Genomic DNA, 14004 nt, shown 5'->3' with positions numbered 1-14004 from the left:
TAGATTTATATCAAGGGATCATAAATATTATACAGTATAAAAAAGACCCTTTCATATATGCCGGGTGCCGATGATTCCCTCGGTCCTGCCACATTAAGGATTTCCGGCTGATTATCGGATAGCCATGTTTGAATCGATTCAATTATCTCATTGTCGGGCTTATTTTTAAGGTCAATAAGGAGATATTGTTTCCCATGCTTTTTAGCGTATTCTATTGTCAATGCTGTGCCCCCTATAGGGCAGCCTACAGTAAATATTAATATTGCGTCTGCGTCAGTCACATTCTTTTCGGTACGGGATTCATAACGGTCTGTTTCAAGTTCCGTAAGTTTATCATATTTCTTATCTATTGTTCCGTCCTCTGCCTTCCTTCCTCTGGGAACAGAGCCTCCATAATCCAAGCCTATTTCCATTGCGACATCAATGGCTGCTCTATCAACGCCCGTCTGGCAACCCGAAATGATTTTCATTAATATAACATAATTAGTATCGTTACTGTTAGCAACAAAATATTTTGTTATAAGAAAGTCATTGTGTTAAAAAAATATCGTCTACAGATAAAATCTTGATATAATGAATATAGTTTTTATATCGCTTTCGAAGTTATTTAGGAGGGTACCGATGAATCTCAGCGAATATTTTGAAAACGTAACCGGCCATGGAGTGCTGGCAACAGCAAATTCAGAGGGAAAGGTGAATGTGGCTATTTATTCAAGACCGCATTTCATCAATGAGGAAACAATAGCTTATATTATGACTGAACGTCTGACCCATGAAAACTTGAGATCAAACCCTCATGCTGCATACATTTTCATAGAAGCCGGAGGAAAGTTAGTCGGAAAAAGATTGTATCTTTCCAGGATTAAAGAAGAGACCGATTCGGAAGCCATTGCAAAGATAAGGTGGAGAAAGTCCTACATAGTACCGGAAGACCAGCAGAAAGAAAAGCGTTATCTTGTTTATTTCCGCATTGACAAGGTGCTGCCGTTGATAGGCGAATAATTACATTTTCAGAAAAATACAGGAAGAATATAGCAACTGTATCAGGAGGATTTTATATGATAAAAATGATTGAATTTATCATATCAATTGTATTTCTAATTTTAACAATCGTTTTTCCTGTTGAATGTGCCGGAACGAATAAAACTGCCATTGCCAACCCGGCCTCAGTCAACTGCTTAAACAAGGGCGGAGCGCTTTCTATTCAAAAAAGAGGCGATGGAGGAGAATACGGTATTTGTATATTTGAAGATAAACGTCAGTGTGAGGAATGGGCTATGTTCAGAGGAGAATGCCCCGTAGGCGGTGTAAATGTTGCAGGCTATGTAACTCCTGCTGCAAGGCTCTGTGTGATTACTGGGGGATCATATACAGCCATAGAAAATAATAACATGGTTGATGAACAGGGAATCTGCACCTTTAAGAATGGAACTGTGTGCAATGCGTGGGATTATTTCAATGGAAAATGCATCAAAACGGACTAAATGTATTATCTGCGAGTATAGTAAATCAGACAGAAGAGCTTGCGCTGAAACAGGAACCCCTACGTTTTTTAAAATATCTGCCATTACCTCAATTAATTTCTAAGAAGTTTAACATAACACTTGCAGAAGATAGTGTCTATTTTCCCTTAAGATGCAGGGATATAAGTAAAACGTGTTGAAAATTTGCATTAAACAGTGTTATTGTTTTTCCGTATTTGGATAATATCAGGAGTTTATATGAAATCACCTATTACACGTGAAGGCTATGAAAATCTGAAGAAGGAACATGAACTTCTGCTTACTATCAAAAGACCTAAGATTATACTTGCCATAGAAGAAGCAAGGGCTCATGGTGATATTTCAGAAAATGCTGAATTGGATGCTGCAAAGGAGGAATATCAGTTTCTCCAGAAAAAGATTGCCGAAGTAGAAATGATGATCACAAATTCCGAGGTTGTAGACGTTAAAAAAACGGAATTCGAAAGTGTTGAATTCGGATGCAATATTACCTTGATGAATCTTGATACTGACGAAGAGGTGGTTTATCAATTGGTTGGTCCCTATGAATCTGATATCCAAAAAGGTAAGATTTCTATGAGCTCACCTCTTGGCAGGGCATTAATGGGTAAATCTGTGGGAGATGAAGTAAACTTTTCAGCCCCTGGCGGCAAGCGGACTTACGAAATCATTAACATTGTGTAATTTTTATTACAATCTTGTCTTTAGGTTTTTTTTCTTATAGCATCAGCTATCTTATCAAGTCTCATTTTGACAGCAATATCAAGGACAGTTTGATTTTTGTTGTTGATGGCAGACAGGTCTGCATCGTTTTCTATAAGAAAAGCGGCTATTCCTATATGCATATTCAGACAGGCATGCATCAGAGAGGTATTGCCGTACCTGTCCCTGGCATTTATATCAGCCCCGTAAGCAATGAGCAGCTTCACAATTTCTATATGACCTCTTTTGCTTGCAATGATAATACAGGTATCGTCAAACTTATCCTTCAAGTTTGCATCGGCATTTCTGGACATCAGTAATTTGACAATACTTGTATGCCCGGACATGCAAGCATATATAAGAGGTGTATTGCCAAGCTTATTTTTTGCATTAATGTCGGCATTATGATCAATGAGCACCCTTGCAGTATCGGCAAAACCGTACATAGAGGCATAGAAGATCGGAGTTGATCCATTATTGTCTGCAACATTTATGTCGGCACCCCTGCTCAACAAAATCCTTACAGCAGCTGAATCACCTTTCTCGCAAGCTTTTAATAAATCAGGTAATGGATTTTCCATATTAAATATGCCTCATTGTTTTGAAAAACTCCCGTAATCATTTAAAATAAGTTATCTTACTTTTCCGTTTACAGAGGTCTCAACCAGTCTCCCTTTTTCATACATCCCGATCAGAGACAGACAGGTTATTCCGTCTAAAAACCAACAAATAAATTATAAGAATATACCAAATGACTGCACCAAAAAGGAAGAAAATTATTTGTACATATTTTTTGTAAAAAATGTTTGACAAATTAATACATATGTTTTAAACATATATTTAAAACATATGTATTAAAATGAGGTTTATGAAGAGTGGCAAAAATATCAGCTTAAGTACCCGTGAACGTATACTTGAAGCCGCCGGTGAAATCTTTGCCGAATACGGGTTCAGAAATGCAACGGTGAGGGATATATGTGAGAAAGCCAATGTGAATATTGCTGCCGTCAATTATCATTTCGGGGATAAGGAGAAGCTTTACTATTTGGTTTTGGAATACTGGCGTGAAGTGGCTTTTCAAAAATATCCACTTGATCTTAAGATGGATGAAAATAAATCCCCTGAAGAATACCTTAAAGCATTCATACGGTCCTTTCTTTTCAGAATACTTGAGGAAGGTCAGTCTTCCTGGTTCGGGAGACTTGTTGCGAGGGAGTATATGGAGCCTACGAAGGCGCTGGATATGCTTATAGAAGATACAATACAGCCGGCTTTTTTGTTTCTTTCATCTGTTGTCCAACAATTACGTGGAAAACCGGCAAGTGAAGAGACTACACGTTTCTGTTGCTTAAGTATAGTCAGTCAGTGTCTTTTTTTTGTTTATGCAAAGCATGTCATCAAGAAGCTTTTTCATCAGGACAACTTCAAGACTGAGGAGATAGAATCTATAGCAGACCATATCAGCGGTTTTTCCTTAGAGGCAATCAAATCTCTTGGCGGGTACGTTCAAGGAGAAGGTAAATGAAATGGCAAATGAAAAGAAATGGTACTGAAATATTAATAAAAAAGAGGATGGATTTGATTATACGCATTGCTGTTCTTATTTTTCTTCTGATATGTACAATACATCATACCCCTTCTTATGCACAGGAACCAAGCCGGCACGACCTGTCGGCCAACCAGGTTGGGCTGTCAGAAGACAGACCCCGGGCTGAAAAGGACGTCGATAAATATACACTCTCAATGCTAATCAAATATGCTATGAAGAACAATCCGAGGATCAGGATAGCTGCAAAAGATATCGAGGCGGAAATTTATGGGATAGACTCGGCAAGGGCTGACAGAATGCCAAAGATCGATGGAGGCAGCGGCATTACCCGATATCGTTACGACACCCCTCTCACGCCCATTGTGATACAACCTCCTATTGGTCCAGGAACGGATTTTCCTTTGTTCAGAAATACCATATGGGACGCAGGTATTTCTTTTAGACTTCCTCTGTTTAGGGGTGGAAGACTCTTCAGGGGGGTAAATGTAGCCGAAATGAAAAAGACGGTTGTAGAGGACAATTACAGAATGAGCAAGCAGGAGCTTGTTTATAATATCTCAAGCGTATACCATAAGATTGCACAACTTGAAAAACTTCTTCTTGTTAATGATGCATCGGTGAAACAGCTTGAGGTGCATAAAGGAAACGTGGGAATCTATCTTAAAACGGGTGTTGCACCGAGGCTCGATCTGCTTAAGACAGACGTTGAACTATCCCATGCAAAGGAAAACAGGCTTATTGTGAAGAACAGCCTTGCCAGCGCATACGAGTTTCTCAAAAACCTGATGGGCATGGACGATATGGACGTCATAATTTCCATTGTTCATGAAAAACCTACGGACATATCTTATACTGATCTTAAAGAAAGTATGGACACGGCATTATCACGGAGACCTGATTATAAAGCAGCTGCCAAAAAAAGGCTTATCAGCGAAGAACGGGTAAAGATAGCTGAAGGCAGGAGACTCCCTGATATTTTTGTAGCCGGCCAGTATGGTGGTACAGCCGGCAGTGACACCGGATTCAGAGAAAACTGGTATTATGGCGTGAAGTTGACGATGCCCATTATGGACGGCGGGTCTATAAGGTCTGAGATAAACAGGGAAAAAGTGCAACTGGAAAAGGCAAGAGAGGAAGAACGTTTTTTAAAACTTACCATAATCCGTGAAGTGAGGGATGCCCATATGAGCATTGCAAATGTGAAGGAGAGGATTGAAGTAACTCAGAAAGCCATTGAGAGCGCCCGCGAGAGTCTAAGGGTAGAGTTGCTCAAATATGATACCGGCGCCGGTATGAGTCAGGATGTAATTGATGCGCAGACAGCCCTCCTGAGAGCGGAAACAGATTATTATCAGGCAATTTTTGACAGAGAGACTGCTGTTGCGTATTTGAGCAAGGCTATCGGGGAAGACAGGTATGCTGTGGAGGTGGGGAAATGAAAAAAAAGAGAATTTTGATAGCTTTAGCTGTAATTGTTATAGGTATAACGGTCCTGGTTGTGTATAACCTCAAAAGACAAAAAGACAATGGGGCAATGATCCTCTCCGGTAATGTTGAGGTAATAGAGACAAATGTAGGTTTTAAAATACCCGGCAGGGTTACGGAACGCCCTGTGGATGAAGGCGATAAGGTAAGGACCGGTGATCTGCTGGCCAGACTTGACAGTGCAGAGATCGCTTCGGTGGTAGCTCAGAGTAAGGCATCTCTGGATGAGGCAACTACAAAACTGGCAGAGTTATCGGTCGGTTCCCGTTCCCAAGAAATAGAGCAGGCTAAAGCACAAATGAATGCCCAGGAAGCAGAATTGCAAAAGGTAAAAAAAGATTTTGACAGGGCAGAAATACTTTACAAAAATGGCGCCATATCTGCATCTCAGTTTGATGTTGCAAGGAGTGCTTACGATGCCCGCACAGCCCTCCATAGAAATGCCCTTGAGTCGTTGAGTCTCGTCAGGGAAGGGCCGAGAAAGGAGGAAATCAGCATTGCAGGACATCGTGTGAAACAGGCCAGGGCAGTGCTTGCCGCATCAGAGGAAAGATTAAGAGATACGACGATCTATGCCCCCATGAATGGTGTTGTGCTGAGAAAGAATGTTGAAGCCGGTGAGACTGTTGCTTCAGGCACGCCTGTTGTAACAATAGGCGATCTTGAACATCCATGGATTAAGGTATACGTGAAAGAGGACAGACTTGGTCAGGTCAGGCTCGGACAAAAGGCAAGAATATCAGTCGATACATTTAAAGGTAAGGTGTATGAAGGCGCTGTGACGTTTATATCATCCGAGGCGGAATTTACCCCGAAGAATGTTCAAACACAGGAGGAGCGGGTCAAGCTCGTATTCGGTGTAAAAGTAAGAGTAAAAAACGTCAATGATGAATTGAAGCCCGGTATGCCGGCAGATGTGAGGATTGAGTTAAAGCAGTAATGCTTCTGAACCTCCCTCTATGTTCACTGGATATTGCGTGCAGTGAGGTTGATGTTGAACGACATTGCCATAAAAATTGAAAACCTGACAAAAACCTTTGGCAACAATATTGCTGTTGATAGCCTTAACCTTGAAGTCAGAAAAGGCGAACTTTTTGGCCTTGTCGGCCCGGACGGTGCCGGGAAAACAACAGTCATGAGACTCCTTACCGCTATTATGAAGCCCACATCCGGTGAAGCATGGGTTGCCTCTCGTTCCATTCTTACAAAGGGCGAAGAGATAAAGGAGAACATAGGTTATATGCCTCAGCAATTCGGCCTCTACGAAGACCTTACCGTTATGGAAAATATCCTTTTTTACGCAGACATCTATGATGTTCCTGAAAGCGAGCGTCCCCCAAGGATTGAACAACTCCTTGGGTTCAGCAATCTCACGCCTTTTACAGACAGGCTTGCAGGAAAGCTCTCAGGCGGGATGAAACAGAAACTCGGACTTGCCTGTGCTCTTATCCACAGGCCTGAAATTCTTTTCCTTGATGAGCCTACAAACGGTGTTGATCCGGTGTCACGGAGGGATTTTTGGAAGATACTCTATGCACTGTTGAAAGAACATGTAACTATCTTTGTCTCTACCGCGTATCTCGATGAGGCTGAGCGGTGTACGGAAATCGGGCTTCTGCATAACGGAAAGCTGCTTATAAAGGACAAACCTGCGGAAATTAAGAAGTCTGTCAAACTTCCCATGTTGGAAATGTGGAGTAATGATACCCATGCGGTAAGGGAGGTTGCCCTTTGCATGAAAGGTGTTAAGGGCGTGAGCATTTATGGCGACAGGCTCCATATTACCCTTATGAAAAAAGGTATGGTTAATGAAATTATTGAAAAATTGAAAATTGGAGGCATGGAGATAAAGGATTACCGGGAGATATTGCCTTCCATAGAGGATGTGTTCATTTCAATGGTGGAACGATAAACAGTATCAGTCTATAGACCCTATGCGACTATAGGACCTATTGAATTGAAGCAATAGCTCAGTCAAGAGGTACAGGTAGGAATGTGATGAATCAGGACAAATCCATTGAAGATATTGCAATAAACGTTGAAAGCTTAACCCGGAGATTTGGAGATTTCGTTGCAGTAGACAATGTAAGTCTCAGTATTGTAAAGGGCGAGATATACGGGTTCCTCGGACCCAACGGTGCAGGCAAGTCAACGACTATCCGGATGCTTTGCGGGCTTCTGATGCCCACTGGGGGGAGTGGAACCGTAGGAGGGTATGATGTCGTACGCCAGTCAGAGCAGATAAAACAACATATCGGCTATATGTCCCAGAAATTTTCCCTCTATGATGACCTCACGATAGCTGAAAATATAGATTTTTTCAGCGGCATTTACGGTGTCCCTAAGGAAAAGAAGAAAGAGCGAAAGGAATGGGTCCTTGATATGGCTGGACTTATGGATCGGCGAGGCATCATTACAAAAGAACTCCCAGGTGGTTTCAAACAGAGACTTGCCCTTGGCTGCGCAATACTCCATGAGCCCCCGATACTTTTCCTTGATGAGCCTACATCAGGTGTTGATCCTTTATCAAGACGTCGTTTCTGGGAGCTTATCGACGGAATGTCAAAAACAGGGACAACCGTATTTGTTACGACCCACTATATGGATGAAGCGGAGTATTGCCATAGACTCGGACTGATCTACAGAGGTAAACTCATAGCTCAGGGGAAACCCTCTGAACTAAAAAACAGATACATGACAAGAGGAGTCCTTGAGATAGAGGTTGACAGGATTGTAGAAGCGATGGAGGTGCTGGAGCGGTATAATGTTCAAGCGGCTATCTTTGGGAGTACACTCCATGTAATTGTGGAAAACGCCGACATGGTGCTACCCCGAATCGAAGAGATACTCAAGACATCGGGTATTACAGTGGGCAGCATAAAAAAGATCGTTCCTTCATTGGAAGATGTATTTATAACCCTGATAGAGGTTGCATGAAATGAAGCTTTTAAGGGTTAAGGCAATTGCGAAAAAAGAGCTGATCCAGATATGGCGTGACCCTCTAAGCCTTGCCATGGCATTTTTAATGCCTGTTATACTTCTTTTTATATTCGGATATGCTATTACCCTTGATGTTGACAACCTCTCAACCGTGGTTTACGACCGCGACAAAAGCAGTTTGAGCAGGGAATTTATCAGAGAATTCAAAGAATCCGGCTATTTTTCTGTAGTCGGTTATGCAGACAGCCATGATGAAATAGACGGATATCTTGATTCAGGAAAGGCGAAAGCTGCAATATCCATCCCGGAAGACTTTTCAAAAAACATAAGAACAGGCAAGGATGCACAGATTCAGATAGTTGTTGACGGGAGTAATTCAAATACGGCAACTATTGCGCTTGGTTATATAACAGGCATATCGGACCTCTATACGGCAAGACTAACAGGCAACCGTATTATGCCGCTCATTGATGCCCGTACCAGGGTCTGGTATAACCCTGAGCTTAAATCGAGGAATTTTATCATACCGGGGCTTATTGCCGTTATAATGTCAATTATCGCAGCGCTCCTTACATCTCTCACCATAGCAAGAGAATGGGAGAGGGGCACCATGGAGCAGCTCATTTCCACACCTGTGAAAACGACGGAGCTGATTCTGGGTAAACTGATACCGTATTTTCTCATCGGCTTCATTGATATGGTCATGTCGATTCTGATAGTCATATATCTCTTTGGCGTTCCTCTTAAGGGCAACATCATTTTACTCATAGCTCTGTCCAGCATATTCCTTTTTGGAGGTTTAAGCTTGGGGATACTTATCTCTACTGTGACAAAATCACAGATCGTGGCATGTCAGGCATCTTTGATCGTGTCATATTTACCCGCGCTGCTTTTGTCCGGTTTTATGTTTTCCATATTCAATATGCCCAGACCCCTTCAGATTATAACTTATATTCTTCCGGCCCGGTATTTTGTCGCCATACTGAAGGGGATATTCCTGAAAGGAAACACACTGTCGTTTCTGTTGCTGGAGACATCGCTTCTGTCTGTTTTTGGTATTTTGGCGTTTGCCCTGGCAATAAAAAAATTCAAAAAAAGGATAGAGTGAACCATGTTTGAGCGGATAAAAAGGATGGTAATAAAGGAATTTATCCAGATTTTCAGAGACAGGCGCATGAAGGCAGTTATCTTTGGCACACCGATAGTACAATTGATCGTTTTCGGCTATGCAGTCACAACGGATGTGAACTGTATCCGGACGGCAGTATACGACCTTGACAAATCCTATGAAAGCCGGGAGCTTGTAAGAAGGTTCAATGCCCCGGGATATTTCCGCATGGACTATGATATTTCTTCAAATGACGCCATCCAGGATTTATTCGACAAAGGGAAAATTACCGCGGCTATCCAGATAAACAGGGGTTTTTCCTCAGACATAAAAAAGGGGAACCAAACGGAAATACAGATCCTTGTTGACGGGACTGATTCAAACACAGCTCTTGTGGCCATGGGATATGCAAACAGAATCATTATGAAATACGCAGGCGATTTGAGCGTTCAAAAGGTCAGGGCAAGGCCGATTAAGTTCGAGGTGCGTCCAAGGGCATGGTACAACCCTGATCTTACAAGCAGAAACTATAATGTGCCGGGTGTTATCGCTATCATGGTAATGCTTATATGCCTTCTCCTTACCGCAATGGCAATTGTGCGTGAAAGAGAAATAGGCACTATGGAACAGCTTATGGTGACGCCTCTCAAACCTGTTGAACTTATACTGGGCAAGACCATCCCCTTTGCTATTATAGGATTTTTCGATATGTCTCTTGTGACTACGGTGGGCGTATTCTGGTTTTCCATACCTGTCATCGGTTCGCTTATACTCCTGTTTTTCTGTACTGCCATTTATCTACTGTCGGTTCTTGGTATAGGGTTGTTTATTTCCACGATTTCGAGAACGCAGCAGCAAGCCATGATGGCAACGTTCCTTTTTTTTGCCCCTGCCGTACTTCTGTCAGGACTTATGTTCCCTATTGAGAATATGCCGGTGGCGGTCCAGTATGGCACGTACCTCAATCCGCTGAGGTATTTTCTTGTAATCATCAGAGGGATTTTTCTCAAAGGAAACGGGATTGATATCCTCTGGCCCCAAATGCTTGAGTTATTCATGCTGGGCATTCTTGTAATGACTTTGAGTGCCCTGAGGTTTAAAAAGAGGCTGGGATAATAGCTGATTCCATTGCTCTCTCCCGCAGTTTCATAAATGATTGAAATTATTAATATCTGGGGTTGTTGAAATATGCCAATAAAGAAAGCTTTTTGAATGCATCGATTTTATCCCTATCGCCTGCCTTTGCCTTGTCGATGCAAATCTTCAGGAATTCTATGGAATTTTCATAGGTCTTTTTATCAACGGGAAAGGGGTAACCGTCTTTCCCCCCGTGGGCAAAACTGAACCGTGCAGGGTCCTTAAAACTCGGAAGTTTCTCATAGACAAGTTCGGCAATTAAAGAAAGAGCTGAAACAGTTCTCGGGCCGACACCATGAATTCCTATTAAATCTTTGAATGTCTCAGGGTGTGATTCATGAATCGTTCTAAACATCTTGAAAAGACGTGTTTGATTTATATCGGCAGGCGATATGTAATGCCTTTTCGGCATGGCTAGAGCAACTTCTTTCCATGTTTTAATCATAGAATCAGGATCTCCCTTTGCAAAATCTACTGCAGACTTTCTTGCTCCTTCGCTTTCACCAGCCACAAGGTTTAATACTGCGCCCCTTTCATTACATGTAATACCTGTATGAGGTTCGTTTGTTATATCAAGACTTTCTCTTGAGAGCCATTGATACCGTCTTGCATTTTTGAGTTTTTCATTCATACCCTGCTGGATAATTGCCCAATCACCCTCTTTTGTGAAGACAAATGTATGGTGGTAAAGGTTATAACCATCCTGGACTGCAGTATTATCAATCTTTGCACAGAGGCGGCTTAAGGCAATATAATCTGCAACGTCAACACCCCATTTTTCACCATATGCTTCAATGTCTCCTGGAGTCTGGATTGCCCTTTTTGCTTTTCCGCCGCATATGGCGATAGGCATCTCATCATACAGAGATTGGAGCCCCTCTTTCAATGCCCCACATAGAGTTGTGGTAACACCGCTGCTGTGCCAGTCGAAGCCTACAGCACATCCCAATGCCTGAAACCATATGGGATCGGCAATACGGACAAGCAGTTCTTTTACGCCGAACTCCATAACGATAACCTCGATGAGAGCAGCAGAGAGCCTCTTCATTTTCTGAAAAAGCCATGGAGGGGCCTTTCCGTAATGCAGGGGAAGGGTGGTAATTGCCTTCTTCATAAATTTTGTCTTTATATCCTCTTTATAGTTTATCATGTTTGAACTCCTACAGGAAGATATGGCTTGATAAAAAACATATAAATGCTTAATATAAATTACACGTTCATTGCTTGAGCAGCGATAACGAATTCAGTTAAAGGAGTAAAATATGTTTGAAGTATCGGATAAGGCAGGCGAAGTGATAAAACAGTTTATCGAAGGAAAAGATGGTCCTACCTCTATAAGGATTATGAAAATGGAGGGTGGGTGATCAGGCCCCTCTTTGGGTATGGCTCTGGATGAGCCTAATAAAAACGACGAAGTTTTTAATGAAAGAGGTATATCATTTATTATTGAAAAAGAGTTGTTTAAAGAAGTACAACCCATCAACGTTGATTTCATTGAATCTACTATGGGAGCAGGGTTTATGATAAAATCAGAACTCTCGAAAAATGACGGCTGCGGAAGTTCATGCAGTTGCTGATAAAGATAATGTAACAATAATAATACGGTGAAAGGGCATACACCTGGGAAGACAAGCAATATCATTTCCTGTGTTATGCTCTTTTCCTTTCTCTTTGCTGTCCCGAATGTTCAGGCAGGCAAATATGTGATAACTGTCGGGAGCTGGGCAATGGCGGTGCAAAGAGCAGACAATCTCTGGGGGAAGGGCGGCAGGAGAATTGACAGCCTTGGCTCGAAAGCGGACACAAATATATCCTATCTGGCACTCCCCTATTTCGATGTGAAGTATATACCGGATTATCAGGAAGGGCAAAAAGGCAGTACTACTTTATATTTCAATACTATTACCGAACAGGGAAGCATTAATATCGGAATAAAACAAGCTTTGCCGAAGGGTGTTATTGATGTGTCCGGTTTTTATTCCCTGCTGGCGAAAAAATGGCAAAATCCCTATTTATTGTATAGAACGCCAACAAATACTATGTATTTCGGCGGCAGAATTACTTATGCAAAAATAATGGGTACCAAACTTTCCCTTTCTTATAGATTTGCCGCTACAAAAGTAGAAAATGATGTTATCGGGGAGCTCTATTCAACGCTCAGACAGGATGGGTTTATGCATAAGATAGGCATTGATTATCGATACGATTTTGACAAAATGTTCAGTATTATCCCTGAATTTTCATTCGAAAGAGGTCAGTTTTACGGCAGGAGCAACAGCTATGACAACTATGGCAGCGGGCTTGGGTTTGAGGTGAGGACCCCCTTTTTCAATCTCAATACACGTTTTTACGGGAATACGGCAAAATTTGACAGGATGCATCCGATATTTGCAGAAACAAGGGATGAAAAAACATACGGGACAAACATAGTGGCCACATTCCCGGAGCCCTTCGGATGGAGGAAATATACAATAATGGCGGGCATTAACGGTTATCAGACAGAGTCGAATATAAGATTTTTTGACCGATATACCATGATGTTTCTTGTGGGACTCACATATAGTTTCTGATAATTTCTGTCGATCAGATATCTTCTTCCCGGAAGATAATATAATATTATTACAATGAAAATAGTTGTAGATTTCCGTGGGTGTTTTTCATTGTATTCCATAAAACCGGGTCGTACTCAAAAGCATGACCCGATGTCGTGGTTATCTGCCTTGACAGTATTAAACATCGGCAAGTAAGAACATCAATTCTAATAAAATATGATTTGCCATGAAAAGGGGACTTTATTCATATACCTCTATCAAACTGGCGCAGCATTTCATCTATTTCCTCCTGAGACAGTGATTCTCCACACGAACTTATGTCTTCTGCAGGCATATCAGAAACAGCCATTTTATTTGTTGACGATGCTATTGTTTTTTCGGTTATGCAAAACAGTGTGTTTAAATCGTCCTGCGACAGCAGTCCTTCCACTCCATTCGTTTCTTTGTTGGAAGAAGTTGCTATTGTTGTTTCAGGCAATCCGCCAAGAAGCTCATTGAGGTCATCTTGTGACAGTATATCCTCTACTTTTATTTCTTTTTGCGAGACTGCTATTGTTGTTTCAGGCAATCCGCCAAGAAGCTCATTGAGGTCATCTTGTGACAGCAAATCTTCCATTGCCCTTCCAAAGGTCAAAATGGTGTTACTTTAGAATTTTATCGGCAGAAAATACTTTTACGTAAGCTTTTTATTGCAGTTTTTCAAAAAGTATTTAAAGAATGAATGGCATGAGGCCAACATGGTTTGCTGAATCGAACACTGCTGAGAGAAACTTAAAATGGTTTGTTTAGGACAACCTGACACCGCTGCTAATGACATGTCAGGGATTATATAATTGACAAAAAAAGCATATTGAACTATAAAATAAACAAAAAACAGGCCAATAATGCATATATTAAACATCCTTATTTTCATATTCGGTTCTGTTGTTGGCAGTTTTCTTAATGTATGCATCTACCGGCTTCCCCGGAACAGGTCAATAATCCTGCCCAATTCGTTTTGCCCTTCCTGTGAAAAACCTATAAAGCTTT

17 protein-coding genes are annotated in these 14004 nt (G+C 41.6%); 13 read left to right on the top strand and 4 right to left on the bottom strand.

Annotated features, from left to right (window positions below; translation table 11 throughout):
- Window positions 1–5 precede the first annotated feature (5 nt).
- Window positions 6–470 (bottom strand): putative molybdenum carrier protein, encoded by a 465-nt coding sequence (locus tag NT010_00205; protein MCX5804477.1) that lies wholly within the window; start codon window positions 468–470, stop codon window positions 6–8.
- A 151-nt stretch (window positions 471–621) separates the two neighbouring features.
- Between NT010_00205 and NT010_00200 the strand changes: the two genes are divergently transcribed.
- The 3 genes from NT010_00200 (at window position 622) to greA (ending at window position 2186) form a co-directional block, all read left to right on the top strand.
- Window positions 622–1002 (top strand): pyridoxamine 5'-phosphate oxidase family protein, encoded by a 381-nt coding sequence (locus NT010_00200; protein ID MCX5804476.1) that lies wholly within the window; start codon window positions 622–624, stop codon window positions 1000–1002.
- Window positions 1003–1058: 56 nt separating this feature from the next.
- Window positions 1059–1484, top strand: a complete 426-nt coding sequence (locus NT010_00195) for a DUF333 domain-containing protein (protein MCX5804475.1) — start codon at window positions 1059–1061, stop codon at window positions 1482–1484.
- A gap of 237 nt (window positions 1485–1721) precedes the next feature.
- Entirely contained in the window at window positions 1722–2186 is a 465-nt protein-coding gene (gene greA / locus NT010_00190; GenBank protein MCX5804474.1) for a transcription elongation factor GreA, read from the top strand.
- 20 nt (window positions 2187–2206) lie between these two features.
- Here greA and NT010_00185 read toward each other — a convergent pair whose 3' ends face one another.
- On the bottom strand, window positions 2207–2785 hold the full coding sequence (locus NT010_00185; protein MCX5804473.1) for an ankyrin repeat domain-containing protein: 579 nt from the start codon (window positions 2783–2785) through the stop codon (window positions 2207–2209).
- Between the two features lie 287 nt (window positions 2786–3072).
- Between NT010_00185 and NT010_00180 the strand changes: the two genes are divergently transcribed.
- The 7 genes from NT010_00180 to NT010_00150 all read left to right on the top strand — a co-directional run bounded on the left by NT010_00180 (window position 3073) and on the right by NT010_00150 (window position 10402).
- Window positions 3073–3729, top strand: coding sequence for a CerR family C-terminal domain-containing protein (locus tag NT010_00180; protein MCX5804472.1), 657 nt, complete (start codon window positions 3073–3075; stop codon window positions 3727–3729).
- Window positions 3726–5192, top strand: coding sequence for a TolC family protein (locus NT010_00175; protein MCX5804471.1), 1467 nt, complete (start codon window positions 3726–3728; stop codon window positions 5190–5192). Before NT010_00180 ends, NT010_00175 begins: the two co-directional genes overlap by 4 nt.
- Entirely contained in the window at window positions 5189–6178 is a 990-nt protein-coding gene (locus NT010_00170) for an efflux RND transporter periplasmic adaptor subunit (GenBank protein ID MCX5804470.1), read from the top strand. The genes NT010_00175 and NT010_00170 overlap by 4 nt, the downstream gene beginning before the upstream one ends.
- 51 nt (window positions 6179–6229) lie before the next feature.
- Window positions 6230–7150 carry an ABC transporter ATP-binding protein gene (locus NT010_00165; protein ID MCX5804469.1) on the top strand — a complete coding sequence of 307 codons (921 nt, stop codon included), beginning with the start codon at window positions 6230–6232 and terminating at the stop codon, window positions 7148–7150.
- An 86-nt stretch (window positions 7151–7236) separates the two neighbouring features.
- The gene (locus NT010_00160; protein ID MCX5804468.1) at window positions 7237–8175 is read left to right on the top strand and encodes an ABC transporter ATP-binding protein; all 939 of its coding nucleotides are present in this window, start codon (window positions 7237–7239) and stop codon (window positions 8173–8175) included.
- Window position 8176: 1 nt separating this feature from the next.
- Entirely contained in the window at window positions 8177–9286 is a 1110-nt protein-coding gene (locus NT010_00155; protein ID MCX5804467.1) for an ABC transporter permease, read from the top strand.
- Window positions 9287–9289: 3 nt separating this feature from the next.
- Window positions 9290–10402, top strand: coding sequence for an ABC transporter permease (locus NT010_00150; protein ID MCX5804466.1), 1113 nt, complete (start codon window positions 9290–9292; stop codon window positions 10400–10402).
- A 49-nt stretch (window positions 10403–10451) separates the two neighbouring features.
- On the opposite strand, the gene NT010_00145 is transcribed toward NT010_00150, so the two are convergent.
- Window positions 10452–11573, bottom strand: a complete 1122-nt coding sequence (locus NT010_00145; GenBank protein ID MCX5804465.1) for a DUF763 domain-containing protein — start codon at window positions 11571–11573, stop codon at window positions 10452–10454.
- 226 nt (window positions 11574–11799) lie between these two features.
- On the opposite strand from NT010_00145, the gene NT010_00140 reads away from it, so the two are divergent.
- Window positions 11800–12000 carry a hypothetical protein gene (locus NT010_00140; GenBank protein MCX5804464.1) on the top strand — a complete coding sequence of 67 codons (201 nt, stop codon included), beginning with the start codon at window positions 11800–11802 and terminating at the stop codon, window positions 11998–12000.
- Between the two features lie 27 nt (window positions 12001–12027).
- On the top strand, window positions 12028–12993 hold the full coding sequence (locus NT010_00135) for a DUF2860 family protein (protein ID MCX5804463.1): 966 nt from the start codon (window positions 12028–12030) through the stop codon (window positions 12991–12993).
- A gap of 226 nt (window positions 12994–13219) precedes the next feature.
- Here NT010_00135 and NT010_00130 read toward each other — a convergent pair whose 3' ends face one another.
- On the bottom strand, window positions 13220–13591 hold the full coding sequence (locus NT010_00130; protein MCX5804462.1) for a hypothetical protein: 372 nt from the start codon (window positions 13589–13591) through the stop codon (window positions 13220–13222).
- 268 nt (window positions 13592–13859) lie between these two features.
- Here NT010_00130 and NT010_00125 point away from each other — a divergent pair.
- Window positions 13860–14004 (top strand): prepilin peptidase (locus NT010_00125; GenBank protein MCX5804461.1); only part of this gene is annotated, 145 nt, incomplete at its 3' end.

Source organism: Pseudomonadota bacterium (assembly GCA_026388275.1).
In the GTDB taxonomy this organism is placed as follows: Bacteria; Desulfobacterota; Syntrophorhabdia; order Syntrophorhabdales; family Syntrophorhabdaceae; genus JAPLKB01.
The sequence above is the reverse complement of the archived record's forward strand: the minus strand, read 5'-3'. Positions and strand labels throughout refer to the sequence as shown.

Excerpts from the sequence above, each read along its gene's own strand:
- NT010_00205 (MCX5804477.1), bottom strand. The coding sequence starts at position 470 with ATGAAAATCATTTCGGGTTGCCAGACGGGCGTTGATAGAGCAGCCATT.
- NT010_00200 (MCX5804476.1), top strand. The coding sequence starts at position 622 with ATGAATCTCAGCGAATATTTTGAAAACGTAACCGGCCATGGAGTGCTG.
- NT010_00195 (MCX5804475.1), top strand. The coding sequence starts at position 1,059 with ATGATAAAAATGATTGAATTTATCATATCAATTGTATTTCTAATTTTA.
- greA (MCX5804474.1), top strand. The coding sequence starts at position 1,722 with ATGAAATCACCTATTACACGTGAAGGCTATGAAAATCTGAAGAAGGAA.
- NT010_00185 (MCX5804473.1), bottom strand. The coding sequence starts at position 2,785 with ATGGAAAATCCATTACCTGATTTATTAAAAGCTTGCGAGAAAGGTGAT.
- NT010_00180 (MCX5804472.1), top strand. The coding sequence starts at position 3,073 with ATGAAGAGTGGCAAAAATATCAGCTTAAGTACCCGTGAACGTATACTT.
- NT010_00175 (MCX5804471.1), top strand. The coding sequence starts at position 3,726 with ATGAAATGGCAAATGAAAAGAAATGGTACTGAAATATTAATAAAAAAG.
- NT010_00170 (MCX5804470.1), top strand. The coding sequence starts at position 5,189 with ATGAAAAAAAAGAGAATTTTGATAGCTTTAGCTGTAATTGTTATAGGT.
- NT010_00165 (MCX5804469.1), top strand. The coding sequence starts at position 6,230 with ATGTTGAACGACATTGCCATAAAAATTGAAAACCTGACAAAAACCTTT.
- NT010_00160 (MCX5804468.1), top strand. The coding sequence starts at position 7,237 with ATGAATCAGGACAAATCCATTGAAGATATTGCAATAAACGTTGAAAGC.
- NT010_00155 (MCX5804467.1), top strand. The coding sequence starts at position 8,177 with ATGAAGCTTTTAAGGGTTAAGGCAATTGCGAAAAAAGAGCTGATCCAG.
- NT010_00150 (MCX5804466.1), top strand. The coding sequence starts at position 9,290 with ATGTTTGAGCGGATAAAAAGGATGGTAATAAAGGAATTTATCCAGATT.
- NT010_00145 (MCX5804465.1), bottom strand. The coding sequence starts at position 11,573 with ATGATAAACTATAAAGAGGATATAAAGACAAAATTTATGAAGAAGGCA.
- NT010_00130 (MCX5804462.1), bottom strand. The coding sequence starts at position 13,591 with ATGGAAGATTTGCTGTCACAAGATGACCTCAATGAGCTTCTTGGCGGA.